Source organism: Nitrosococcus wardiae (assembly GCF_004421105.1).
GTDB classification, from domain to species: Bacteria; Pseudomonadota; Gammaproteobacteria; order Nitrosococcales; family Nitrosococcaceae; genus Nitrosococcus; species Nitrosococcus wardiae.
In genome coordinates, this window is record NZ_CP038033.1 from 1,989,710 (window position 1) to 2,014,432 (window position 24,723).

General features: G+C 53.2%; 14 protein-coding genes. 12 read left to right on the plus strand and 2 right to left on the minus strand.

Translation table 11 applies throughout. The annotated features are described in order from the left end of the window. The first annotated feature begins 12 nt into the window (after nt 1–12). On the plus strand, nt 13–3,345 hold the full coding sequence (gene treS, locus E3U44_RS09665; RefSeq protein ID WP_134357939.1) for a maltose alpha-D-glucosyltransferase: 3,333 nt from the start codon (nt 13–15) through the stop codon (nt 3,343–3,345). Nucleotides 3,346–3,413: 68 nt separating this feature from the next. Here treS and E3U44_RS09670 read toward each other — a convergent pair whose 3' ends face one another. After that, nucleotides 3,414–6,836, minus strand: coding sequence for a methylmalonyl-CoA mutase family protein (locus E3U44_RS09670; protein WP_134357940.1), 3,423 nt, complete (start codon nt 6,834–6,836; stop codon nt 3,414–3,416). A 259-nt stretch (nt 6,837–7,095) separates the two neighbouring features. Between E3U44_RS09670 and E3U44_RS09675 the strand changes: the two genes are divergently transcribed. From E3U44_RS09675 to E3U44_RS09690, 4 genes are all read left to right on the plus strand, one after another. Further along, nucleotides 7,096–8,271, plus strand: coding sequence for an acetyl-CoA C-acyltransferase (locus E3U44_RS09675; RefSeq protein ID WP_134357941.1), 1,176 nt, complete (start codon nt 7,096–7,098; stop codon nt 8,269–8,271). 77 nt (nt 8,272–8,348) lie between these two features. Then, nucleotides 8,349–9,956, plus strand: a complete 1,608-nt coding sequence (locus tag E3U44_RS09680; RefSeq protein WP_134357942.1) for a carboxyl transferase domain-containing protein — start codon at nt 8,349–8,351, stop codon at nt 9,954–9,956. Nucleotides 9,957–9,962: 6 nt separating this feature from the next. Beyond that, nucleotides 9,963–10,748, plus strand: coding sequence for an enoyl-CoA hydratase-related protein (locus E3U44_RS09685; RefSeq protein WP_134357943.1), 786 nt, complete (start codon nt 9,963–9,965; stop codon nt 10,746–10,748). Nucleotides 10,749–10,755: 7 nt separating this feature from the next. Then, nucleotides 10,756–11,673, plus strand: a complete 918-nt coding sequence (locus tag E3U44_RS09690; RefSeq protein ID WP_134357944.1) for a hydroxymethylglutaryl-CoA lyase — start codon at nt 10,756–10,758, stop codon at nt 11,671–11,673. A gap of 244 nt (nt 11,674–11,917) precedes the next feature. Here the strand turns inward: E3U44_RS09690 and E3U44_RS09695 are convergent, their stop codons facing one another. Then, the gene (locus tag E3U44_RS09695; protein ID WP_134357945.1) at nt 11,918–13,642 is read right to left on the minus strand and encodes a monovalent cation:proton antiporter-2 (CPA2) family protein; all 1,725 of its coding nucleotides are present in this window, start codon (nt 13,640–13,642) and stop codon (nt 11,918–11,920) included. 381 nt (nt 13,643–14,023) lie between these two features. Here E3U44_RS09695 and E3U44_RS20350 point away from each other — a divergent pair, with 381 nt between their 5' ends. The 7 genes from E3U44_RS20350 to E3U44_RS09730 all read left to right on the plus strand — a co-directional run bounded on the left by E3U44_RS20350 (nt 14,024) and on the right by E3U44_RS09730 (nt 24,706). Next, nucleotides 14,024–14,158: a hypothetical protein gene (locus tag E3U44_RS20350; protein WP_276321978.1), complete on the plus strand. Its 135-nt coding sequence runs from the start codon at nt 14,024–14,026 to the stop codon at nt 14,156–14,158. Nucleotides 14,159–14,251: 93 nt separating this feature from the next. Then, the gene (locus E3U44_RS09705; protein WP_134357946.1) at nt 14,252–16,663 is read left to right on the plus strand and encodes a hypothetical protein; all 2,412 of its coding nucleotides are present in this window, start codon (nt 14,252–14,254) and stop codon (nt 16,661–16,663) included. Beyond that, nucleotides 16,656–17,912: a hypothetical protein gene (locus E3U44_RS09710; protein WP_240761796.1), complete on the plus strand. Its 1,257-nt coding sequence runs from the start codon at nt 16,656–16,658 to the stop codon at nt 17,910–17,912. The genes E3U44_RS09705 and E3U44_RS09710 overlap by 8 nt, the downstream gene beginning before the upstream one ends. A 31-nt stretch (nt 17,913–17,943) precedes the next feature. Beyond that, complete coding sequence (locus E3U44_RS09715) at nt 17,944–18,246, plus strand: hypothetical protein (protein ID WP_134357947.1); 303 nt, start codon at nt 17,944–17,946, stop codon at nt 18,244–18,246. 39 nt (nt 18,247–18,285) lie between these two features. Then, complete coding sequence (locus E3U44_RS09720) at nt 18,286–19,440, plus strand: hypothetical protein (protein WP_134357948.1); 1,155 nt, start codon at nt 18,286–18,288, stop codon at nt 19,438–19,440. A 49-nt stretch (nt 19,441–19,489) separates the two neighbouring features. Further along, nucleotides 19,490–22,522 (plus strand): hypothetical protein, encoded by a 3,033-nt coding sequence (locus E3U44_RS19610; protein WP_206054939.1) that lies wholly within the window; start codon nt 19,490–19,492, stop codon nt 22,520–22,522. Nucleotides 22,523–22,750: 228 nt separating this feature from the next. After that, nucleotides 22,751–24,706 carry an acetoacetate--CoA ligase gene (locus tag E3U44_RS09730; RefSeq protein ID WP_134357949.1) on the plus strand — a complete coding sequence of 652 codons (1,956 nt, stop codon included), beginning with the start codon at nt 22,751–22,753 and terminating at the stop codon, nt 24,704–24,706. Nucleotides 24,707–24,723 lie beyond the last annotated feature (17 nt).

Below are 24,723 nucleotides of genomic sequence, written 5' to 3' on the forward strand. Positions count from 1 at the left end.
CACAGGAGGCCTATGAACCAGCAAGGGGAAGAATTGACCTGGCAGGATGACCCGCTTTGGTATAAGGATGCGATTATCTATCAGCTCCATGTAAGGGCCTTTTTGGATAGTAATAATGATGGTACGGGAGATTTCCGGGGCCTTACCCAGAAACTGGATTACATCCAGGATCTAGGGGTGAATACGATCTGGTTATTGCCCTTTTATCCTTCTCCGCTGCGGGATGATGGTTATGATATTGCCGATTACCGCAATATCTATCTAGATTACGGGACCCGGAGAGACTTTAGGAATTTTGTGCGGGCGGCCCACCGCCGCGGCTTAAAGGTCATTACTGAACTGGTCATCAACCATACCTCGGAGCAACATCAGTGGTTTCAGGCTGCCCGTAAGGCGCCTCCCGGTTCGGCCAAACGGAATTTTTATGTCTGGAGTGATAGCGATCAAAAATTTCCCGAGACCCGGATTATTTTCACCGATACGGAAACCTCCAACTGGGCCTGGGATCCGGTAGCTAAGGCCTATTATTGGCATCGGTTTTTTTCTCACCAGCCGGATCTTAACCATAACAATCCCCAGGTGGTGAAGGCGGTGATTCGGGTTATGCGTTTTTGGTTGGATATGGGGGTCGATGGCTTGCGCTTGGATGCCATTCCCTACCTTTGTGTGCGGGAGGGAACCAGCAACGAGAATCTTCCTGAAACCCATGAGGTGCTTAAACAGATGCGGGCGGTAGTGGATAATCACTATCGGCACCGGATGTTTTTGGCGGAGGCTAATCAATGGCCGGAGGACGTGAGGGAATATTTCGGTGACGGCGATGAATGCCATATGGCCTACCATTTTCCTCTCATGCCGCGGATGTATATGGCGATTGCCCAAGAGGATCGCCATCCCATCACCGAGATCATGAATCAAACTCCGGACATTCCGGAGAGCTGCCAGTGGGCGATTTTTCTGCGCAATCATGATGAACTTACCTTGGAAATGGTCACCGACAAGGAACGGGACTACATGTATCAGACCTATGCCACCAACCCTCGCATGCGGGTCAATGTGGGTATCCGGCGGCGCCTAGCGCCGTTAATGGACAACGATCTAGACAAGATCCAGTTAATGAATAGTCTGCTCCTCTCCATGCCCGGCTCGCCCATTATTTATTATGGGGATGAGATTGGCATGGGGGAAAATATTTATTTAGGTGATCGCAATGGCGTACGCACGCCCATGCAGTGGAGTCCAGACCGTAATGCCGGGTTTTCCAAAGCGGATCCCCAGCGCTTGTATCTACCGCCTATCATGGACCCCATTTACGGCTATGAGGCCGTTAATGTGGAAGCCCAGAGCCGGGCTCCGTCCTCGCTTCTCAACTGGATGAAGCGCCTGCTGGCGGTGCGCAAGAATATTAAGGCTTTTGGGCGCGGTACGCTCAAATTTCTCCGCCCGGGAAATCGCAAGATCCTGGCGTATGTGCGGGAGTATGGGGGTGAATCCATCTTATGTGTTGCCAATTTGTCCCGTTATGCTCAGCCGGTGGAGTTGGACCTCTCCCGTTTTAAGGGGCGCGTGCCGCTGGAGATGATGGGGCACACCCCTTTTCCTCCCATTGGCGAATTGCCCTATTTGTTGACCTTACCAAGCCATGGATTTTACTGGTTCCGGTTGGCCACGGATGTGGAGGAACCCTCTTGGCACGAGGAGCGTCTGCCACCGTTGGAACTGCCCGTATTAGTGTTATTTGAAGGCTGGGATAGTTTGTTTCCTAGCCGCGTCGATCCCCCCCGTAAGCGGATGTCCGAAAAGCTGTGTGGCCAATTAGAGCACCTATTACGGGATTTTTTGATAACGCAACGCTGGTTTGCCGCTAAAGGAGAGGGGGTAGAGCGTGTACGGCTGGAGCAGATGGAAGAATGGACAGAAGCAGCAGGCAATTGGTTGCTTGCCCAGGTAAGGGTCGAGTTTGCCGATATTGAAGCCCAGTCTTATTTTATCCCCTTAGCCATTGCCTGGGGGGAGGGTGATGAGGAGCCTATACGCCGCTTGTTGCCTTCCACTATCGCCAAGATTCGGCGGCAAGCCCGTATTGGCATTCTGTATGATGCTTTAGCGGATGTGAGCTTTAGCCGGGCATTAGTGGCGGCAATGGGACAGCATCGGGAGCTCCCCTTTGGAGCCGGAAAACTAAAGTTTTCTCCTACTGCTGCTTTTGAAAAATTGACGGGCGATGCCCCCGTGCAGCAGCTGTGGCGCCCAGCTATGGAGGGCACCAATAGCACCTTAATCTTGGATAATCGGTTGTTTTTGAAAGTTTACCGTCATTTGCAGGAAGGCATCAATCCAGAACAGGAGATGGGGCATTTTCTCACGGAAGTATCGCCCTTTCCTAACATTGTCCCTCTTGCAGGCACTTTGGAGTCTCTGGGCCCTGAGGGAGCGCCAATGACCTTGGCCCTATTACAAGGTTTTGTCCCTAACCAGGGGGATGCCTGGGCTTATACAGTGGATTATTTGGAGCGCTTTTTGGAAAACAGTCTGGCAAAACCTCTTGAGGAAGCGGCCATTGAGCTTGACGAGACTCATAACAATTACCTGAGAATGATGCGAATCCTGGGGCAGCGCACAGGAGAGTTGCATCAGGCATTGGCGAAGGAGACAGGGAATCCGGCTTTTGATCCGGAACCCATAAGCTCCGCCGATTTAGACTCCTGGCAAAAGCATATTGAAAAGGACATTGAGCAGACTTTAAAGATGCTAGAACAGCGTAGGCAGGAATTTTCTGAACCGCTGCGTACCGAGGTGGATTGCCTTTTAGCCCTCAAAGAGACCTTACTACAGCGCCTTGCTTTAATTCCTTCCCAGTGGCGTGCCGCCAAGACCCGCTATCATGGTGATTACCATTTGGGGCAGGTGTTGGTAGCGGAAGATGACTTTGTCATTATTGATTTTGAAGGGGAGCCGGCTCGCCCCTTAGCCGAGCGCCGGATCAAGCATTCACCGCTGCGGGATGTGGCCGGCATGTTGCGTTCTTTCAATTATGCCACTGCCGTGGCGCTGCGCCATTGTACCGTGGAGCGCCCTGAGGATCGGGAGTTACTTCTTCCCTTGGTCAAAACCTGGGAGCAGCAGGTAGGGGAGAGTTTTTTGACCGGCTATGGTGAAGCGGCTGCGGGTTGTCCCTCTTATCCTGCAGACCCGGAACACGCCCACTATTTGATTGAGTTGTTTACCTTGGAAAAGGCGCTCTACGAACTTCGTTACGAGCTAGACAATCGGCCGGAATGGGTGGATGTGCCCCTCAATGGGCTGTTGGAATTCTTGGAGGAGGAGGAGAGCTCGGAGGAATAACCCCACCCTAGTCTTAGCATTGGCTTTCCGCATACTTTAGCCGTGACTATAGGAGGCAGGCTGGTTTTTTACATCCGTCGCCGATATTGTCCCCCCACGCCATAAAGGGCATGGGTCATTTGCCCTAGAGTGCAGTGCTGCACGGTGTGCATCAGTTCCTCAAAGCTATTACCGCCGTGGCGGATCACCTGCTGGAGTTGTGTCAGGGCTGTCTTGGCTTGAGCGGAGTGGTGGCGTTTGAAGAGTTCAACGGCTTCCACTTGGGCTTGTTTTTCTTCTCTGGTGGAGCGGGTGAGTTTGCCTGCTGATAGGGCCTCTTCCGGGTGAGGAGAGGGGAAGGTATTGACCCCTACAATGGGTAGACTGCCTTGGTGCCTACGGCTTTCGTAGTAGAGACCTTCTTCTTGGATCTTATTGCGCTGATAATTGGTTTCCATTGCCCCTAGCACGCCGCCCCGTTCGGAAAGCCGATCGAATTCCTGATAGACGGCTTCTTCCACCAGTTGGGTGAGTTCCTGGATGAGAAAAGAACCCTGGAGAAAATTTTGATTGTAGTTCAGTCCTAGTTCCCGATTGATGATGAGCTGAATAGCTAGGGCCCGGCGTACCGATTCTTCCGTGGGGGTGGTCACCGCTTCGTCATAGGCATTGGTATGCAGGCTGTTGCAGTTGTCGTAAATGGCGTACAAGGCTTCCAAGGTGGTGCGGATATCATTGAAGTTGATCTCTTGGGCCTGAAGGCTGCGTCCAGAAGTTTGGATATGGTATTTCAACAGTTGACTGCGGGGGGAGGCGCCATAGCGTTCCCGCATGGCGCGAGCCCAGATGCGCCGCGCCACCCGGCCGATTACGGCGTACTCCGGGTCGAGAGCATTGCTGAAGAAAAAACTCATTTGGGGGGCAAAGTCGTCGATGGCCATGCCCCGGGAGAGGTAATACTCCACCAAAGTAAACCCATTAGCCAGGGTGAAAGCCAGTTGAGTGATGGGATTGGCGCCGGCTTCGGCAATATGGTAGCCGCTGATGGAAACAGTGTAATAGTTGCGTATTTGGTGGTTGATAAAATATTCTTGAATATCCCCCATCAGACGAAGGCCAAAATCGGTCGCGAAAATACATTCGTTTTGGGCCTGATCTTCTTTCAAAATATCCGCTTGAACGGTGCCTCGGATACGGCTAAGGACATCGGTGCGGAGCTGTCCATAGGTCTCCCTCGGCAGTAATTGTTGGCCGGAGACACCGAGCAGCCCCAACCCCAAGCCATCGTGTCCTGGGGGCAAGTCGCCGTGATAGCCGGGGCGAGGTTGATCCCGGTAGAGGGCCTTGATCTGTTGCTGTGCTGATTCCCACTGCCCCTGGTGGCGTAGGTACTTTTCCACTTGTTGGTCGATGGCGGTGTGGAGGAACCAGGCCAATATCATGGGGGCCGGACCATTGATGGTCATGGACACCGAGGCGTTGGGTTGGCATAGATCGAAGCCGGAGAAGAGCTTTTTAAAGTCATCCACAGTGGCCACGGACACGCCGGACATGCCAATTCGGCCAAAGACATCCGGCTGTGGTGCAGGGTCTTCACCATACAAGACGATGGGGTCAAAGGCGGTGGAAAGCCGGATGGAAGGTTGGCCGCTGACCAGATAGTGGAACCGCCGGTTGGTGCGCTCGGGAGTGCCTTCTCCGGCAAACATCCGAGCTAACTCTTCGGTGGTCCGCCGGTAGGGGTAAATGCCGGCGGTGAAAGGATATTCTCCCGGTACGTTTTCTTCCAGAAGAAAGCGGAGAATTTCTCCCCAATCTTGGTAGCGGGGCAAGGCTACCTTGGGAATCGGCAAGTGACTGAGACTTTCATAATAGTTTTCCCCTCGGATTTCCTGTCCCCGGACGCGATAGGTATAGTGTTCGCTAGTCAGCCTGTGGCGGGTTTCTGGCCAGCGTTGCAAACGTTCCAGGGCTTCTTCGGTCAGTTGTTCCAGGGCTTCTTCGTAGCACTGGCGGAGCCGGGACAGAGGATCTTCCGGGGTTTCTTTCAGCACCTCCCGGGAATAATGGGTCAGGGGGGGAGGAAGGTGGGGATCGGTCAGGGCCCGCAGGCTTTCGTAAAAACTCTGGGCTTGGGAGGCCGCCTTCACTTGCTTGTTGATGGCATTACGAAGGCGGCGGCCCTGTTCACTGATTTCAGCTAGATAGCGAACCCGCCGAGGAGGGATAATGTCTTCTTGGCGGGAAGGGGACATGGCGAGATCCATGACTATTTTCCACGCTTGTTCCTTCTCCGGATGGCGTTCTGCCAGTTTTTGGCAGAGGGCGCTAAAAAGGTTGGCAACGCCTGGGTTGCCGAATTCACTGGCTACAGTGGGATAGACGGGCACCTGTTCATCAGCAAGAGAGAATGCCAGGTGGTTGCGGCGCCACTGCTTGCGAATATCCCGCAGGGCATCTTGGCCGCCCTGTTTGTCGAATTTGTTTAACACCACCAGGTCGGCGCAATCCAGCATTTCGATCTTCTCCAACTGGGTAGGCGCGCCGTAGTCGCTAGTCATCACGTAAACCGATAAGTCCACCACATCCACAATTGCTGAATCCGCCTGACCGGCGCCTGCCGTTTCTATCAGAATGAGGTCAAAACCTACGGATTTGAGGAAAGGGACCATCTCGGTCAGGGAGGCGGAGGTGACCCCCTGACGGCTGCGGGTCGCCAAGGAGCGCAGGTAGATCCGGGGATTGGCCAGGCTGTTCAGGCGAATTCGATCCCCCAGCAAGGCGCCCCCGGTGCGGTGCCGGGTGGGGTCTAAGGCCAGTACCGCCAGGTGCAGGCCTGGAAAACTGATCAGAAAATAATGAAGTAATTCATCCAGGAGGCTGCTTTTGCCGGCGCCGCCAGTGCCGGTAAGACCAATGACCGGTATATGCGCTTGCGCTTTTCCTGTGGCCCTGGGGCCTTGCCATTGGCCGGCTTCGATGAGGGAGAGGGCCTGGCCAATGGCCGCTGGGTTGTGAAGGGTGATCTTTTCTGGAAACACGCGGGGGCGGCGGGATTGGTGGGTGCGGTTCATGATATCTTGGATAATGCCGTCCAATCCTTGGAGGGCTCCCTCCTGGGGCAGGTAGATTTTTTCCACCCCATAGGTTTCCAACTCCCTGGCTTCCTCTGAAGTGATGGTGCCGCCACCTCCTCCAAAGACGAGCACGTCCTCCCGTCCTTGGGTTCGCAAGCGGTCCACCAAATAGCGGAAGAACTCCAAGTGTCCACCCTGATAGGAGCTAATGGCGATACCATCCGCATCTTCTTGTAAGGCGGCCCGGACAATTTCTTCAACGCTTCGGTTATGTCCCAGATGAACAACTTCAGCGCCCCGATCTTGGAGCATCCGCCGGATGATATTGATGGCCGCATCATGACCGTCAAAGAGGGAGGTAGCGGTGATAAAACGCAAGGGGGACTGCGTTGTCAGCGGGAGGATATCGGGAGGATGATGGGTAACCGTTGCCATAGCCGACCTCTCCTGAAAGGGGCGTTACTGAACTCTTAGGCTATTCTTAATTTTAGTGTAAGAACGGAGGTTTAAAGTTCAGCTCTAAGCTAGAAAAGAAGGCGTCTTTTTCTAAAATATACTTTATTAATCAATCAATTAATAAATAGCAGATAGGGGGAACCAGCCGGCTTGGGATGCTGTCATAGGAGTTATGTGGCGGGTCATTAGGGGGCTTAGGCCCCGAAGTGGAAGTGAGTAAACAGCAGCGGATATGGCCATGAACCCAAATGATATTGTGATTGTTGCCGCTAGACGAACGCCGGTGGGCGGTTTTCTCGGCCAACTTTCCCCCCTGTCGGCGCCGGCATTAGGCACGGCGGTATTAGAAGCGGTCCTGGCTGACAGTGGCGTGGAAGCTGCCCGCATTAGCGAGGTGTTGATGGGCTGCGTGCTCCCGGCGGGCATCGGTCAGGCGCCGGCGCGGCAAGCGGCCCTTGGCGCTGGAGTTCCCCCGGCGGTGGGGTGCACCACCATTAATAAGGTCTGTGGCTCGGGCATGAAGACCATCATGCTGGGGCATGACCTCTGCCTGGCAGGTTCGGCTGAGTTGGTGTTAGCCGGTGGGATGGAGTCCATGAGTAATGCCCCTTACCTGCTGCCCAAAGCACGTCAGGGGTATCGTTTTGGACATCAGCAGGTGCTTGACCATATGTTTCTGGATGGTCTGGAAAATGCCCGAGACGGCCAGCGCATGGGCTATTTTGCTGAACTCTGCGCGGATCGTTATGGCTTTACTCGGGAGCAGCAGGATGCCTATGCGGCGGAGTCGGTCCGGCGTGCCGTGGCAGCCCTGGATAATGGCGGCTTGACGGCTGAAATCGTGCCGCTGATGGTTCCGGGGCGGCGGGAAGCACAACGGGTGCATGAAGATGAGCAACCTCGCCGGAGCGACATTTCCAAGATCCCGACCATGAAGCCTGCTTTTCGCGAAGGAGGAACGGTTACCGCGGCCAATGCCTCTTCCATTTCCGATGGAGCAGCTGCCGTGCTGCTGATGAAACGGGCTACCGCCACTGTCTTGGGGATTACCCCTCTAGCACGGATTGTAGCCCATGCAAGCCATGCTCAGGCGCCGGAGAAGTTTACTACGGCCCCGATTGGGGCAATCAAAAAGCTCCAGGATAAACTTGGGTGGTCGGAGGCGGATCTCTATGAAATCAATGAGGCCTTCGCCGTGGTGACCTTGGCCGCCATGGAGGAGTTGGGTCTGGACCATGCTAAGGTGAATGTGAATGGTGGCGCCTGCGCGGTAGGCCATCCCATTGGTGCTAGCGGAGCACGGTTGGTGGTGACCCTACTCCATGCCCTACGCCAGCAGGACCTTCAGCGGGGGATTGCTGCCCTTTGTATCGGCGGGGGTGAAGCCACTGCTCTGGCCCTGGAAGCTGAATGAGCAGGATTATTTTGCCAGGAACGAAATTGAACTGCGCAGTGGCCCGAAGGGAACGTGCTATGGATGGAGCCTATTAAATGGCCATTATCGAGACTAAGGTCGATCGGTCCTCACCGGAGTTTGCCAAAAACGATACCCATCTGCGGTCTTTGGTAAAGGATCTCCAGGCTCATCTAGAGCGGGTAGCAGAAGGGGGGTCAGGTGCTGCCCGGGAAAGGCACTTAAAGCGGGGTAAGTTGCTTCCGCGGGAGCGGATCGGGGCGCTTTTGGACCCAGGCAGCCCCTTTCTTGAGTTATCCGCTTTGGCCGCCTATGGGATGTATGAAACAGCGCTCCCTGGCGCCGGCCTCATTACCGGCATTGGTCAGATCCAGGGTCGGGAAGTGATGGTGATCGCCAATGATGCCACGGTCAAAGGGGGGACCTATTATCCCATGACGGTGAAAAAGCATCTGCGGGCCCAGGAAATCGCCGCTGAGAACCATTTGCCCTGTCTCTATTTGGTGGATTCGGGCGGCGCTTACCTTCCCATGCAGGATCAGGTCTTTCCGGACCGGGACCATTTTGGCCGAATCTTTTATAACCAAGCCCAGATGTCCGCCCAAGGCATTCCCCAGATTGCTGTGGTGATGGGCTCTTGCACTGCCGGTGGCGCCTATGTACCGGCCATGGCCGACGAGACGATTATTGTCAAAAACCAGGGCACCATTTTTCTCGGTGGCCCGCCATTGGTCCGGGTCGCCACGGGCGATCAAGTGGATGCGGAAGAACTGGGAGGTGGAGATGTCCACTGTCGAACCTCAGGCGTAGGCGATTATTTGGTGGCCAATGATTCCGAAGCCATGGCCAAAGCGCGGAGTATGATTGCCCAGCTCTATCGAGATCAAACCCGCTCTTTTTACCCAGGAGCAGTGGTAGAACCCCGTTACCCGCCGGAAGAGATTTATGGCCTCATTCCCCGGGACCCCCGTTATCAATACCATGTTCATGAAGTGGTTGCTCGCCTAGTGGATGGTTCTGATTTCCATGAATTCAAAGCTCTCTATGGCAAGTCTCTGGTTTGCGGGTTTGCCCGGATTCGGGGTTATCAGGTGGGGATCTTGGCCAATAATGGGATTTTGTTCTCCCAGTCCGCCCTCAAGGGGACCCATTTTATTCAGCTGTGTACCCAACGGCACATTCCCCTAGTTTTTCTGCAAAACATCGCCGGGTTTATGGTGGGCAAGCAGTACGAGCATGGGGGCATTGCTAAGGATGGAGCCAAAATGGTGCATGCGGTCGCCTGTGCCAAGGTGCCCAAATTTACAGTGATCATAGGCGGCTCCTTCGGTGCCGGTAACTATGCCATGTGTGGTCGGGCTTATGGGCCTCGCCTGCTTTGGATGTGGCCCAATGCCCGGATTTCAGTCATGGGCGGAGATACGGCGGCAGAAGTGCTGGGGATCATTAAGGCCGAGAGTCTCCAAGCCCGGGGAGAGTCTTGGAGCGAGGCTCAACAAAAGAACTTTAAGGCGGACATCCGGGAACAGTACGAGATTCAGGGCCATCCGTATTTTGCTACTGCTCGGCTTTGGGACGATGGTGTTGTCGATCCGGCTGAGACGCGAACAGTGTTGGGGCTAGCGCTCCAGGCAGCTTCCCACGCGCCCATAGAAGAAACCCATTATGGGGTGTTCCGCATGTAGGATAGGATGATGAAACAAGAACTGCTTCGAGTAGAAACCGATGAGCGTGGTGTATGTACGCTCACCCTTAATGCTCCGGCTCGGCATAATGCCCTGGACGGAGAAATGGTCAATCTTTTACTCCAGCGGCTCCAAGCCATAGCTAAAGATGAAACTATCCGGGTATTGGTGTTGACCGGCCAAGGGGACACTTTCTCCAGTGGGGCCGATCTTCATTGGATGCGAGCCATGGGTTTGGAGGAAGAAGAAACCAACCGCCAAGAGGCACGGCAGCTGGCTGCTTTGATGCATGTCCTGAACCGCCTGCCCAAACCCACTATTGCCCGGATTAATGGCTCTGCTTACGGGGGAGCTATCGGGTTAGTCGTCTGTTGCGATATTGCCATCGCCACTGTTAGCGCCGAATTTGCTTTCAAGGAGATTCAGCTTGGTTTGGCCCCAGCGATCATTGCTCCCTATGTGGTTGCGGCCATCGGTCCTCGTCAGGCGCGGCGTTTTCTTTTGAACGGTGAAACCATCTACGGCATGCTTGCCTTCCAGATGGGCTTAGTGCATCAGGTGGAGGATAGGGAGGAATTGGATGGTGCGGTGGAAGCCCAGGTAAGCCGACTCCTTAAGGCAGGACCGCTGGCTCTGGTCGAATGCAAACGATTGCTGTCCCGTCTCGAGCCAGGGGGAGAGAGCTTACGGGAATATACCGCGGAGTTGCTCGCCCGCCTGCGGAGTTCTCCGGAGGGGCAGGAAGGTATGGCTGCTTTTTTAGAAAAACGCCTACCCCGCTGGCGGGATTAACGCCTCGATGAACGCTTTTCCCAGCCAAGTCAAAATGGTCGAAGTGGGTCCCCGCGACGGCCTGCAAAACGAACCAGGCAGGGTGAAGACGGCTACTAAAATTGAGTTTATTCATCAATTATCCGGGACGGGATTGCCCGTCATCGAGGCGACCAGCTTTGTCAGTCCCCGTTGGGTGCCCCAACTGGCTGACGCTGAGGCAGTCTATACTGGCCTTCAACGCCAGCCGGGAGTGCGCTATCCAGCGCTGGTGCCTAATCGGGCTGGATTGGAACGGGCGCTTGCTGCGGGAGTCGCGGATATTGCCGTGTTTACGGGGGTAACAGATACTTTTTGCCAAAAGAACATCCATTGTTCCGTAGCCGAATCCCTAGAACGTTATCAACCGGTGATTACCGAGGCTCGGGAGAGACAGTTAGGGGTACGGGCTTATCTCTCCTGTGTTCTGGGTTGTCCCTACGAGGGTGCGGTGTCGACCCGCCAGGTAGCCCGCTTGGCTCGACAGTTGGCCGAGCTGGGAGCTGATGAGATCAGTCTAGGGGATACTATTGGGGTGGGGACTCCCTTACAGGCTCAGCGGATGCTAGCGACGGTGGCGGAACAGGTTCCCCTAGAGCGGTTAGCGGTGCATTTCCATGACACCTACGGCCAGGCGTTGGCCAATATTTTTGCCTGCCTAGAGTTGGGGATCGCCGTCATCGACAGTGCCGTAGCGGGCTTAGGCGGGTGTCCTTATGCCAAAGGAGCCACGGGCAATGTGGCCACGGAGGAAGTGATCTATATGCTGCAAGGAATGGGCATTGAAACGGGGGTCGATCTGGAAAGACTTATCGGGGTGGGCCGCCATATTTGCCAAGCGCTGGGGCGTGAGAATCAAAGCCGGGTGGGGCGCGCGGGGCTGGGCCGCTTGAAGCAGGTGGTTTGAAACAACCCCGCCCCGTGATTCGATGAACCATCAGTTATCACGGTAGTCATAGCAGTGTTGGTACTGGTGTTAGCCCTCGCCGAAGTGGCGGTTAGGGACCTTGATACATATCGTTGCCTCTGCCCTGCTTTTTTCTTGGGTCCAGTGGGCCGACCCGCTGGTTTGGTCCATCGAGTGATCTTCGGAGCCCGGAAATCACCGCCGCGGTTTGAAGTGCAAGCCAAGGCCTTAGAGGTGCCCTTTATCATCCCTCTGCTGTTTTTTGCCGTTCGGCGAGCAAAGCTACTATGGGGGCATAATCCTCGCGGCGTATTTCCTCTAAGGTCTGTTCTACGGCTTCCGGCGGAATGCCCCAGCATTTTAAAGCCAAGCTAGAAAGCTGCAAACTGGCCTCCAGGGCTTCAGGGATGACGGCGGTGGCGCCGGCTTGGTGGAGTTGTCTGCTCTGGATTTGATCCCGCCCCCGCACCAATATTTCTAAATCAGGGTGGGAACGATGCAAGTCGCTCACTAAATATTGGATCTTTTCTGGATCTTGATCCAGAGTCATCACCAGCAAGCGGGACCATTCCAAACCCGCAGCTTTGAGCACATCAATTTGGGCAGCGCTGCCATAATAGATGCTATAGCCTTGTATTTGTCCTTGGGTGACCTTGAGAGGATCGACATCAAGGGCAATATAGGGCACATTGTAATCTTGCAGCAGACGGGCCACTGTTTGCCCCACCCGTCCAAATCCTCCCACGATGACATGGTTGCGCAAATCCTCGCTAGCGCTTTGAATGCGTTCCTTTTGGTTGGCCAGTGGCGGAGCTAGCCGGCGGGAGAAATAGGCGCCCAGGCTTGCCAGCCAGGGAGTTAGCACCATGCTAAGGCTGACCGTCACCAACAGCAGTTGGCCAATCTCCCCTGGGATAATCCCTAGATCCACGGCAAAGCCAAAGAGCACGAAGGCGAACTCGCCGCCTTGTGCTAGCAATAACCCGATATGAACCGCAATGGCCATGGGAAAGCCAAACAGCCGGCAAAGCAGGGCAAGCACTGCACATTTCAAGCTTAACAGGCCCGCCAGCAACAGCAGCACCGTACCGATTTGAGTCCATACCAGCTGTAAGTCAATCGTCATCCCCACCGACATGAAGAAAAGGCCCAGGAATAACCCTTTAAAGGGTTTGATGTCGCCTTCCACCTGGTGTCGGTATCGGGTTTCGGCCAACAGTAGCCCCGCCAGGAAGGCCCCCAGTTCCATTGACAATCCCATACGGCCCGTGGCCCAGCTGGTGCCCAATACGATGAGCAAAGTGGTGGCGACGAAGAGTTCACGATTATGGGTGTGGGCCACCAGATGATAGAGGGGGCCGAGCAGGAAGCGGCCGACGAGAAAAATCATCAAGAGGGCGAACACCGCTTTGGCTCCCGCTAGTCCCAGGGCTTTCCCAATATCGCCACCATCGCCGGCCAAGAGGGGCAGTAGGGCCATAAAAGGCACCACCGCCAAGTCCTGAAACAACAGCACGGCAAAGGCACCGCGGCCGGTGCGGCTGGTGTTTTCGCCCCGCTCGGCTAGGAGCTGTATCACCATGGCGGTTGAGGAAAAGGCTAAACCGCCGCCAATCAGAACCGCAGCTTCCATGGAACTGCCCAATTTATGAGCTCCATAGCCTATCAGCAGGGCGGTCAGGAGTACCTGAACGGTGCCCAGACCCAAAACTTCTCGGCGCATGCTCATTAAACGGAGGATGGATAATTCCAGACCAATGGCGAACAAAAGAAAGATGACCCCAAATTCTGCTACATGGGCGATATTGTCCACTTCCTTGATTAACCCCAGGACATGGGGGCCGATGATGGTGCCAGCAGCCAAGTAGGCAAGGATGGGGCTGACCCCTAGGGCTTGAAACAGGGGCACCAGCACCACCGCGGCCGTCAGGAAAATCAGCACCGGGGTAAAATCAAAGCCGTGTTCCATCGTGGAGAATGCTCCTGAGTATTTTTATTGGGGACCGCATGCAAGGGTAGCTTCTCCCCAAGGAAAAGTGATTACCCGCGCTAGGCGTTATGGTCTATATATTGATCAAGGTAGAGATTGAAACCGGCGTTGATTTTAACAGATTACGAGCCTAAGCCCGCTTTCCCCCCCGTGGAGACCGTCGAGCAGCCAGATGGAGCAGGCCCAGATGACCCGATTTTTACGCCCTGTCCGGGATCAATTCGGCGCTAAGGTTGCGGATTATCCCACCCGCTACGCCTGGTCGATCCAGTAACCTGAGAACTTTTGGACAGCGGTGTGGGATTTCTGTGAAGTAAAGCTTCCCAATCCTGGGAGACCGTCCTAGAAAATGGCGATAAGATGCCGGGGGCGCACTGGCTTGTGGGCAGCCGCAGCCGGTTGATCTTTGCCGAGAATTTGCTCCGCTACCGGAGAATTGTTGCCGAGGTACTTATTCAGTTGCTACGCGATGAAATCGCCCCATTCAAGCTTTGAGACGGCTATCGTAAGTGTTCGCGTTCTAGGTATTTTTCCTGATGCCGCGCCAAAAACATACATGATGGTCAAAGAAAGTATAAGGAGGCATTCATGTCCCAGCCCGCCAAGACTTCCCAATCACCGTTTCTTGATGTGACCAGCTTTTCAGCTCCAGAGGCTGAAACAAATCAGGAACACGCTCTGCCTTCAGCTCCGCTTCAGTCTGTCAGCCCTTTTGTTTCTGTTTATGAAATGGAAGACGGCGAGGAAAGAGTTGATCCGGAATCTGAAGAGTTCGTGCAATTCGTTTCTGAACTATACGATGAAGAATTCGATGAAGCTGTCTTTGAACTGGTCACTGAAGCCTCCGAGCTATATGACAATCAGTTTGTTTCCAAGTACCGGCATCCAGCCGAACAGGCAATGGAGGCCGAACGTATTTTGGAGGCGCATTTTTCGCCATTAGTCGGCGAGTTAGAGGTGCTTCTGGAGACAATGGCCGATGATATCGACCGCCGTGATCTCGAAGCTATGACTGAGACTGAAATAGATGCTTTCATTGACCACTATGCGCCCAGTCAGCCGCTTTCACCCGCCTTTGAAAACATTTTTGGTTGGGCAAAAAAGAAAGTTAAAAAAGCACTCAAAAAGGGGATTGATTGGGTCAAGAAAAAAGGTAAGGCGCTGGCGAAAAAAGCTTTCAGATTTGCCCTGAAAAAACTTAAAAAATATATAAAACCGTGGATTAAAAAAGTCATAACCTTTGCGATCAAAAAATTACCTAAGAAATATCAGCCTATGGCCCAAATCCTGGCCAAGCGGCTGGGCTTCCAAAAAGAAATTGAAGATCAACGAGCGTTCGAAGGGGGCGAGGATACTGTGGGTGAAATCGGTCAGTTCCAGCAAGAATTCGATTTGATGCTGGCGAATCTATTGTTCTCCGAGGATGAAACAGAACAGGAACTTATGCTGGCGGAAGTGATTTCCGAAGATCGGCAACCCGCCGCCGATCCCGTGGGCGACTTGGATTATGCCCGTGAGCGGTTTATCGAAGGAGTCCTTGAATTAGAAGAAGGAGATGACCCAACTCCGCTTGTCGAGAACTTTATTCCTGCTATCTTGCCTCTTGTGAAATTGGGTATACGCTTCCTTGGACGACCGAAACTCGTCAATTTCCTAGCTAAATATGTCGCAAGACTGATTAAACGCTTTGTCGGGCGCAAGTATGTTCGTCCCTTATCGAAAGCGATTGTCGATGCCGGCCTCCGGTTAATTAACCTTGAAGCAACGGAAGAAGATGCAATCCGAGCGGCAGGTGCCGCGGTTGCGACGACGGTTGAAGATACGATACAGCAGGTCGCCACGCTGCCCGATTATGTATTGGACGATGAAGAACTCTTAGAAGGCTATGTGCTGGAAGCTTTTGAGCAGGCCGCGACGCGCAATTTGCCTGAAGTTCTTCCGGAAGAAGCTTATCTCAAGCGGCCAGACTTGCGCGAGACGAAAGGCCTTAGGGCGACCTGGATACTCCAGCCATTGCGCGGGAGAAAATTTTATAAAAAATACAGCCGAATCTTAAATGCCAAACTTTCTCCCCAGAAGCTGCGAGCTGTTAAAACTTACGGTGATATCCCTCTGGCGGAAATTATGCAGGAGCAACTTGGACTTTCGTCAGGTAAAGATATTGAGGCTAAGGTGCACCTCTACGAAATGCTGCCCGGCGCCATGCTCCCGCAAATCAGTAAAAACGAGCAAAACACTCCTGGCTTGGGAATGACTGCAAATTACGCCTATTCCCAATTACACCCCTTGACTCCTGAGGCGGCTGGAATATTGCTCGGGCAGCCTGGGCTGGGGCGTACGATGTCGCCTGAGTACCTCGACAACCGCCGTGTGACAGGCATTGGGCAACGTTTCTATTATTTGGAAATCCCAGGCGCACGGGCCCGGATGATACCTATGGCCGGCGCCAACGCAACGATGAGGCGTTGTAGTACAGTTAAGATCATCCTGGATTTTGCCCGGCAGCAGATTCGAGTTTGCCACTTTCTTAGCGAAACCAAGGCGCAGGATATCGCTGTTAAGCTACGTCGGCAAATACCACTCGGTGTGGTGATGACTTCGTTGAGCTCGGGTATAGAATCTGGCCTGAAACATGCGTTAACCGGCGGGGTATGTAGCCATATAAAAATTATCCATGAGGCCATGATGCCACAAAACGCGCGTGGCGCTGCGCTGATGGAAGTCCCCCCGTCCGTCAAAGAAAACTTGGTGATGAAACTAAAAGAATGGCTGGGAAAAGGGTTGAGTCATTACTTCCGGGAGCAGCCGCAGAGCTTTATCATTGCCACCGAAGATCCGACCGATGGCGTCACCTTGGCAATAACCCTGGATAATCTGTCCGGTTTGCCAGCCCTTCGCGACGCTTTGAAAAGGAAAACGATAGACCTGCGCAATATAGATTTCTCCGAAGCCATGCCGGAAATCCGCGTACAAACCATTCCAGGATACTACGGTGAATGACAATGTAACGCGGGCGCAGCTTGTCCGCCAGATTGGACATTGGACCATGGCGGCGTCTAGGCTGGGCGAACTTGAGAGTCTCATTGCACCGAGCGCCTGGGAAGGGTTAGAACGCTATCTTGGCACGACGGTTCGCCAAAGATTGAGAGAGATGGTCGATCGGCTGCTCCGCCAGGGTGATCGGCTTCATACCGCCTTAAACGCGGCGCATGACGATAACGCTTTGAATCAGGTCCACCGGCAATTGGCCGATTTTCGCAAGCGTTACCTGCGCACCGAAATTACGCTGGATTTTTACGCCGACGCGATAAACACCCGAACGAATCCCCACCTGGCAGCGCTGCTTCGGGCCTGTGATATGCTGGCCTACCGCAGCATGGCACAGGTTCTTGACCCCATAGATAAGCCGATCCCTTTGGTTTTAACTTATGTGGATAAGGGATTAGGCGCTTCGATTCTGAAAGCAGGGCTTCGGCTTTGGGACCAGCATACAGAAAGCCCGGCTGCGGCGATAAAAATTGTCTATCACAACCTTTATCGCCCTACGGCGCTGATCCATGAAACAGGCCATCAGGTCGCCCACATTGTGGGTTGGAATGATGAATTGGCTACCGTGCTGGAAGAAGCATTTGCAGATGTGTCACCTGAAGTGGCTGAGATGTGGGCGGGATGGGCCAGCGAGATCGCAGCGGATGCTTTCGCCTTTGCTCATACTGGCTATGCCGCTGTAGCCGGACTTCACGATGTATTGTCCGGGAGCGACGCCTTAGTCTTCCGACATCGTTTAGGCGATCCCCATCCCGTTAGCTATATCCGCGTCCTATTAGGCATAGAGATGTGTCGGCAGTTTTATGGGACAGGGCCATGGGACGATCTGGCGCATGCCTGGACCAAAACCCATTCTCTGAAGAACGCCAGGCCTTTACCGGGCAAGCTACTACAACAATCGTTGGCGTTACTGTCGAAGGTGGTCCACATTGTGCTGCGGACACCCATGCGGGCTTTTCGGGGACGAACACTCAGTATGCTGATCGACCCCTCTCGTGTGAGTCCAGAAAGCCTGATACAGCTTGAGCGGCAATTAGGCCCTGCGCTTTACACTTCAATGCATTGGATATGGACGGAAGCTCTGCGCTTGCTGGCGCTTACCGGCTTGCAGGTGGCTACGATGCCGGAACAATCCGCCGAGATACTGAAAAAACAGGAAGCGTGGATGCTCCAGTTAGGCGCGTCGTTAAAAGCAGCTTGATTGTAGTGTTTTGTTAAGGAGGTAATAAATCATGACAGACGAAAATCATAAATCAAAAAAAGGCGGCTCAGCAGGATCTGGGACGGAGCAAGGGGCGGATACTCAGGAAATTGTCCAATTGCTTACGGGTATTTTTGAAGAAGTCCAAGGTTTGGTTCAGACGCGGACCAGGCAACCCTTCGAAAAAGGCAGCTTACCGGACCAGGCGATTGAACAATTCAAGGCCATTAAAATTGCGCTTAGGGTACCTATACAACTCAATCCAAAGATAGAACCTCCCACATGGCACCTGCCTCCTATTAATCCGAGAGCACGCGCGAAGGAGGAGGAATAGTTTTTCTTTGCTGCCACAGTGTCACAGGAGGGATAAAAAATGTTCAGACAATTTGCAGGGTCTTTTCCGGGATCGATGGGCGAGGGGGCGCGAAAACTTTTCCGGCTACACCCGGTGGAGTTAGCCGCCTTATTAGAACAAGCTTGGGAATTAAGAAGACATGATGAGGTCTCGCAAGGACATCCCTTTCGGCGAAGCAATCTTCCTGGGCTGCCCAACTATTTGCTCAAATTTTTTGCTTGTACCGAAGAAAATATTCAAACGATTTGTGAAACTCCGGGTCCCCAAGTTGAAGCCGTAAATCCCCCGCCTAACAATCCTTGCTCAGAGCCCCGAGATCTCCCCCGTTGTGTAATGTGGGATCACCTCATCTATGCTTACATGGTTGAAAACACGCGGGTCTATGAGATCTTCCGCAAAGTATTACATGAATTTCGACATGGTGAGCAATTAGGCGTTCCCATTGAAGGTGCTGAGCATTGGTTGCGTAACACAGAAGAGCTTTTTTACAAGGAACCAGCGTCGTTTTTTATCTATTCACTGGGCAGCTTTATTCGCCCTAATCTTTGTTCCATCCGCCGCAACGTCTATTACCGAATGTTCGGTATGGATCTGAATCATCAAGGCGAAGATAAGATACCTTACGAAAAGGCCAAGGCAGCCAATACTGAATTTGTATATATTTTCGAGGAATTTCTCCGTGAAGTGTGGCTGGGTATCATCAACGTTAATAACACGAGTGGTTCCAACCCCACTGATAATGCGGAAATAGCCAATCTCGCCGAAAAACTCCATGATATGCTGGTGACGCGCCGACTAGGCAGTAATCTAGCCCGTGAAGAATTTTTCTTTGTTTCCATGATGGCCTGGTTTCAGCTTACCTTGGAATTTGATTCTCCGATTGTGTTATCACTTCGCGCAGAAGGAACCAGTCCCGAGCAAAGACTGCACAAAATCGCCCAGCGAGTCGGTTTGCCTGCGCACGCCTTATCAAAAAATTTCTTCGATATGGCTGATGCGATTTCTAGGATTCTGATTCAGATCGAGACGGGTATTTACAATGATCCTGGAGCGGTACCCGCACTTTACACGCCAGTGCCTGGTGGGCCAGAGGCCGATATCAGGACGATTATTACCCATTGGTCGATTACTACGGGGCATGATTTGAAGGCCAGGAAAGTTACGTCGAATTGACAACCTGTACTGAATGACTAGATCTCGATAGGGAGTTTAACGGCTAGCTATGGATTCGCAAAAGAAACATGCTGAGGGATATTCGTCCCAGTCCGGCTCAAAAGCTGACCCTGCTTCACCATTCCTTGATGAAGAGCTGTTTTCATATGCTGAATTAGCGAAAGAAGAGAATCTGGATACCCGCTTAGAAACGTTTAAGATGGAAAGTCCTTTCCTGCATGTTTTTGAAAGATCGATGCCGCATGATTTACGCGAATCCGAGGCCGAGGAAGCTGAAGGATTCAGAGAGGATATTCGCGAGGGGGAAATAGGCGAGGAACTAGAAGAAGAGGAAGAGTTCTTTGTTGAGCTAGAGCGCGAAGAAGAACTGGAAAAATCGCTCCTTACTGATGAAAGGATCGATGCGTTAGAAGGGTCGGAAACTGAGCCGCCTCCTAAATGGTTTACCGAGCGACTAGAGCCGTCCGGGGAAGAGGAGGATTTTGCCGAGACCGAACACTTTCACAATATGCTCAAAGCGTTCCTGGACGAAGAAATTGACGAGAGGTTGGAGTACGAGCTCTCCCCCGGTATTGCTGACGCACTTCACAACCGCGATTGGGCTGGCGCTCTCAAGCTAGCGATAGAGGAAGGCTGGCGTGATGAGAACAAACTGACGAACCTTATATTCTTTGCACGGCATCCCGAACTCGCAGGTGGCAAGCTAACTCCGAAGCATCCGAAGTTCAAACAACTGAGCCGTGAGTGGATCACCATCCGCAACCGTGAGGTCTGGTCGGCGATTCAGAAGTTTGCGGAAAATCCCGCCCTCGTCGTCTCCGGCAAAGAGGTTGCCGCTGACCACCGACAGTTCTGGGGAAAGAGTGGAAGGAGATTTAAGGACATCATCGAACATGCTGCCAAACAGGCTGGCTTGAATGCGGGCTTGCTGGCTGCGACCCTGCTCGCCGAAACCGGCACCAGAAATGATTACCTTACAAATGACAAAGTCAGTTCTTACCGCATCGGAGTGGACGACTTCTACGACAGGCGGCATGCGATCGCGCGGCGGGTTTCAGCTTACGCGAAGATCGGCTGGGATCGAAAACAAAAGCCTGTGGAGCACCTGAATGACGCAAAGGAACCGAGATTGGTCAAAACGATTAAGTTCGATTCCGGGCCTGACGCTCTTCTCGCTAGTGCGGTCTATCTGAAGTACGGCGAAATCCGGCTTCGCGAAGAGGCCGCAAAGCTACGCGGAGACTTCGACAAGCTCCCGTTGGAGACGCAATGGGCACTTATCCGAATGGCATTCAACGCAGGAGTCGGAGGGGCAACCAAGCATCTCGCCAGAGCCCTGAAAGGGGAGGACATCCTGGTTCGCAAAAACATTCCTCGCAAACCATATCAGACCAAGCGCAATGCCACCATTCATACAGCTCGGGCGCAGCATCTCTCGGAGTGGATTTTCGGCGTTTCGATGAAGCCGACGATCCAACCAGAGGTCGAATCATCCGAGGCATTCGACGAAGAGGAGGGTATCGATGGATACGGTCTCGAGGAGACTATCGCGGAAGGTAAAATGCTCTTAGGAGAGGAATTTAGCGGACTACAGAACATTGAGTCCCGGGCAGGGGAGGAACTGCTTGAGGAGCCTTATGCTGAGAGGGGAGAGCTTTTGTTTGTTGAAGGAAAGGCAGAAGAAGCAGAGGAGTTCCCTGAGGCTGAAGCGCCCTTTGCAGAAGAGGAGTCTCTGGCTCTCGAAAAAGCAGAATTCGCTGTTGGGTCGGAAGAGGAGCCTGAAGAGTATCTCAATGAAGTAGAGCCTGTCGAGTTATTCGACGAACTGACCGAAGAAGAAAGTGAAGCGCTTATCCAGAGGAAGCTTAACGCAGCTAGTGTAAATCGAGCCATCCGCCTGAATGCCCGATATGCCAAAAATCTAGGATGGGAGGAATATCGTGACCGTATTGAGGGTTACTTGGTGGTATCAAAGTTCTGGGTTCCTTCAATGTGGCCGGAGAGTGATTTTCCCAGAGCCGTTGCTCGCTGGCAGGAAAAACATGGTCTAAAACCTGACGGCATTATCGGGCCTAACAGCTGGAAACGCCTGAAGGTGATGATATGCGTAGGCTACAAACCAGGCGAAGTAGCGAAATCACGTACCCAACATGGTCACTTGAAGCAAGACGTGTTTATGACCAAGGGTGGGTGGCTTGTAATTGCAGATTTTGCAGTTGGTCGAAGCGAGGTAAAGGCTTCCACACGTAGGGAAAAGTTGCTAAAAGAGTGGCTGAAAAAGTTGCAGGCGTATCCCCCTGACAAAATACTCGTAACAGGACTTAGTGATTGTGTTGGCCAAGAGAATAATAATGAAGCCTTGCGACGCTCCCGCGCCACCGAAGTTGCTAAATTGATTGCTCCAAAGATACCAGCCAAGACCAAGATACGTTTCGGTCCAGGCAAAATGGGCCTGTATTTTGCCGATAACCTCACGTCTAAAAACAGAGCTGTGAACCGTAGCGTTTTGATTCAGTGGAAACGAGTCTTTGAATTTGCTCCGGAGAAAGTACGGGGTGACGCAGCAAAGATCATGGCCAACGTGGTTCGATGCGCAGCCCTGTTAGCTAAGGATATTCCCGGTAAGCCCGGAGAACGCGTACGTAAAATGATTGGTATCGCCGAGCGCGTTGGATATCCGAAGAATCTGCAATTATGGTACTACAATCCACAGCCGATGGTGGATTATTTTGACTGGCGAACGGGCAATAAGGAACGAGCCGTGATGACAAGGGACACGAAAGGAAAAATGCCGTTCGACGGCTACGCGGGCTACCTGCATGGCTCGTGGCGAATTTATCCGTTTAAGACGATGGCAAGAAAATTTGGATCTCTAGATATAAGCTCTTGTACACCCAGGATTCGACAATTTCTGCTCTTCATGCACGACCAAATTGAAATATCTTTCCAAGAAATACAACAACGCATAGGAACTACATCTGTCGGTGGCGGCACATTGTACAAAGGGGCACCAGAGGCGTTCTTAAAGCACTTACATGAACTTCGCGGGACACGAGACCACTTGTATTCTGCATTCAAGTAGTATTACCAACATGGGATACACCGAAAAGAGAGTTTAGGGGTCTATTTAGGGGTCAGGTCTTACATAGTGCATTTATGTACGGAGCGGATAATGGGCAGACGAGATGAAAGTGTTTTTTGAAGCAATAATGGGCAGCCTGCTTTTAGGTTCATGGTCTATATATTTTAAGAGTGGCATCGATTTTAACGGATTATGGGCTTAAGCCCGGCTAGTTGCCAGAGAATACCCATGCAGGAACTACTGTGGAAACCATCGAGCACTCAGGTGGAGCAGGCCCAGCTGACTCGGTTTCTGCGCACTGTCCAGGATCAATTCGGGGCTAAGATCGCAGATTACCCCTCCCTTTATGCCTGGTCGATCCAGCAACCTGAGGATTTTTGGGCGGCGGTTTGGCATTTCTGTGAAGTGCAGGCTTCTCAGTCCTGGGAGACCGTCCTAAAAGGGGGCGACCAGATGCCGGGGGCGCGCTGGTTTGTGGGTAGCCGGTTGAATTTTGCCGAGAATCTGCTGCGCTACCGAGATGAAAGACCGGCCCTGGTATTTCGCGGCGAAGATGGCCGTAGATGCTCCCTCAGTTATCAAGAACTTTATCTCCAAGTGGCGCGCTTGGCCGAGGTCTTGAAAGGGGCTGGCGTGGATGTCGGCGATCGGGTGGCAGGGTGGATGCCCAATAGACCGGAGACCGTTATCGCCATGTTGGCCACCACTAGCCTAGGCGCCATTTGGTCTTCTTGCTCGCCGGATTTTGGCATCAATGGGGTACTGGATCGTTTTGGACAAATCGAGCCTAAAGTGTTGTTTGCCGCCGATGGTTATGATTACAAGGGCAAGCCCATTGATTCCCTGCCTCGCCTTACCAAAATCATGGGGTCTTTGCCTAGCCTTCAGCAGGTGATTGTGGTGCCTTATCTCCACCCTTCACCAGACCTGACCTCAATCCCCAAGGCTCAAAATTATGAGGCCGTTGCGGGAGGAGGGGGAAATCCTCAGCTCTCTTTTGTCCAGCTCCCTTTCGATCATCCCATTTATATTTTGTATTCTTCGGGGACTACTGGAGTGCCCAAATGTATTGCCCATGGAGCCGGCGGGACCCTAATCCAGCATCTCAAGGAATTGGTGCTCCATACGGATCTGCAACGGGAAGATCGGATCTTCTATTACACCACCTGTGGCTGGATGATGTGGAACTGGCTGGTCAGCGCCCTGGCCACGGGGGCTACCGTGGTGCTCTATGATGGGGCGCCTTTTTATCCCCGACCAGAGAGTTTATGGGATATGGCCGCTGAGGAAGGAATTACTGTCTTTGGCACCAGTGCCAAGTATCTGTCGGGATTAGAAAAAGCCGGGGTCCAGCCGGCGCGCACCCATGATCTTGCTAGGCTTCGGGCCATTCTTTCCACGGGCTCTCCCTTGGCGCCCGAATCTTTTGACTATGTGTACCGGGACATTAAAGGAGATCTTCAGTTATCTTCCATTTCCGGCGGTACCGACATTGTGTCCTGCTTCGCCCTAGGCAATCCCATCCTTCCCGTCTATCGGGGCGAATTGCAATGCCGGGGCTTGGGGATGAAGGTGGAGATCTTTGATGAGGAAGGTCGTTCCATCAAGGAACAGAAAGGGGAGCTAGTGTGCACCGCTCCCTTTCCCTCCATGCCGGTTTTTTTCTGGAATGATCCAGAGGGTCAAAAGTACCGGGGGGCCTATTTCGAACGATTCCCTGGAGTCTGGACCCATGGGGATTATGCTGAGCTCACGGCCCATGGTGGCTTGATGATTTATGGCCGCTCCGACACGGTGCTTAATCCGGGGGGGGTGCGGATTGGCACCGCCGAGATTTATCGCCAGGTAGAAAAATTACCTGAGATTCTCGAGAGTCTGGCCATTGGGCAATCTTGGCAGGGGGATGTGCGGATTATTTTGTTCGTGACCCTCCGGGAAGGCCGGACGTTGGACGAGGCCCTCATTACTCGCATTAAACAGACCATTCGTGACCACACCTCGCCCCGCCATGTGCCGGCCAAGGTGATTCAAATCCCGGATATGCCTCGAACCCTGAGTGGCAAACTGGTGGAGTTAGCGGTCAGCCAGGTGATCCATGGCCGTCCCGTGAAAAATCTGGACGCCTTGGCCAATCCAGAAGCCTTGGACTATTTCCGGGATCGGCCGGAACTCCAGGGGCACTAAATCAAAGGAGGAACACT

Excerpts from the sequence above, each read along its gene's own strand:
- treS (WP_134357939.1), top strand. The coding sequence starts at position 13 with ATGAACCAGCAAGGGGAAGAATTGACCTGGCAGGATGACCCGCTTTGG.
- E3U44_RS09670 (WP_134357940.1), bottom strand. The coding sequence starts at position 6,836 with ATGGCAACGGTTACCCATCATCCTCCCGATATCCTCCCGCTGACAACG.
- E3U44_RS09675 (WP_134357941.1), top strand. The coding sequence starts at position 7,096 with ATGAACCCAAATGATATTGTGATTGTTGCCGCTAGACGAACGCCGGTG.
- E3U44_RS09680 (WP_134357942.1), top strand. The coding sequence starts at position 8,349 with ATGGCCATTATCGAGACTAAGGTCGATCGGTCCTCACCGGAGTTTGCC.
- E3U44_RS09685 (WP_134357943.1), top strand. The coding sequence starts at position 9,963 with ATGATGAAACAAGAACTGCTTCGAGTAGAAACCGATGAGCGTGGTGTA.
- E3U44_RS09690 (WP_134357944.1), top strand. The coding sequence starts at position 10,756 with ATGAACGCTTTTCCCAGCCAAGTCAAAATGGTCGAAGTGGGTCCCCGC.
- E3U44_RS09695 (WP_134357945.1), bottom strand. The coding sequence starts at position 13,642 with ATGGAACACGGCTTTGATTTTACCCCGGTGCTGATTTTCCTGACGGCC.
- E3U44_RS20350 (WP_276321978.1), top strand. The coding sequence starts at position 14,024 with ATGCCGGGGGCGCACTGGCTTGTGGGCAGCCGCAGCCGGTTGATCTTT.
- E3U44_RS09705 (WP_134357946.1), top strand. The coding sequence starts at position 14,252 with ATGTCCCAGCCCGCCAAGACTTCCCAATCACCGTTTCTTGATGTGACC.
- E3U44_RS09715 (WP_134357947.1), top strand. The coding sequence starts at position 17,944 with ATGACAGACGAAAATCATAAATCAAAAAAAGGCGGCTCAGCAGGATCT.
- E3U44_RS09720 (WP_134357948.1), top strand. The coding sequence starts at position 18,286 with ATGTTCAGACAATTTGCAGGGTCTTTTCCGGGATCGATGGGCGAGGGG.
- E3U44_RS19610 (WP_206054939.1), top strand. The coding sequence starts at position 19,490 with ATGGATTCGCAAAAGAAACATGCTGAGGGATATTCGTCCCAGTCCGGC.
- E3U44_RS09730 (WP_134357949.1), top strand. The coding sequence starts at position 22,751 with ATGCAGGAACTACTGTGGAAACCATCGAGCACTCAGGTGGAGCAGGCC.